Here is a 1,098-nt window from a genome sequence, read left to right as displayed (position 1 = left end):
TAGTTGTTTTTCCAACTCCTCCAGAGTTATCTTGCTAGTGGTATCATCGCCGTCACTGAGAATAACAACGGCATTGATGGCATTGGGTTTAACATTTTGGCGCAGCCAGTTTCTGGCAAACAGGGCCCTATCATATAGACTAGTACCCCCATGTGCCTTCAAACCACTAATATAGGCAATCCCCTTATTTTTGCTTTCTGATGTGCCCTTTACTAGTACAGGCTGATGTATTCTATCATCAAAGGGTATAATGACAATTTCTTCTTTTGGGCCGAGATTGTTAATATACCTAAACAGAGTCTCCTTAACGGCAGCGATTTTCCGATACAGCTATCTGGGAAGGTTTTTTAGCATACTGCCGCCAACTTTCCAGCATGGCCTCTACCACCTCTGGCGGGGGTGGCTGGAGGGAGTCGAAAACGGGGCTTGACTGAACCCCGTATTGTGGGTTAAACTTGTCTGCTAGGGTTATGCTGGGTACACCGGGCCTTAATCCCAACTCGGTAGCTAGTTTTTGTGATTCTGGTTTTAACATGTATTCTACCACTTCTTGGGCAGCTTCTTTTTCCTCCTCAGACATCCATGGCCCATTGGGTATAATGGCACGCATGTGGGAGTTGAATGTGGCTTTAGGGTAAATAGCCTGGTATTGGGTTGTTTGACTGGATAGTTTGTCACTGTTGGCACGGATTACCATAGACTCGTAAACAGAGGCGATGGAGGCCCAGAAAATACCGTTTTCTACCATAGACTGGGCTAAGGTTGCCGTGGACACCCCGTAACGAGTTACTTTGCTTTGAATCCGCTTTACCTCTTCTTGATATTTCTTCACATCAGCTTGTTGACTACGGCGGCAAATTGTGCTACTAAAGTTTGTAGTCCCGAATTGGAGCGAGTGGGTGCTGTTTGGGCAAAGTAGATGGGGATGGGTGGGGCTTGTTTCTCCATTTGCTGACAGTTCTCATAACTTGTTAGTGCTACAAATATGTTAGGCTGTTTTTCCTAAAGGGGCGCCAATTCTTTGGTAGTCATGAAGACCATGGGGCTGTAGGCTATTAGGGGGGAATCGGCAATAGGGGGGATATAGTTTTTGCCGGG

1 pseudogene is annotated in these 1,098 nt (G+C 46.4%); it reads right to left on the bottom strand.

Annotation, left to right across the window (positions count from 1 at the left end):
- Nucleotides 1–1,098 (bottom strand): annotated as a pseudogene (locus tag IGQ44_00315) (extracellular solute-binding protein).

It is taken from the genome of Geminocystis sp. M7585_C2015_104 (assembly GCA_015295805.1).
Lineage (GTDB): Bacteria > Cyanobacteriota > Cyanobacteriia > Cyanobacteriales > Cyanobacteriaceae > DVEF01.
This window is presented reverse-complemented; position numbering and strand designations above follow the sequence as displayed.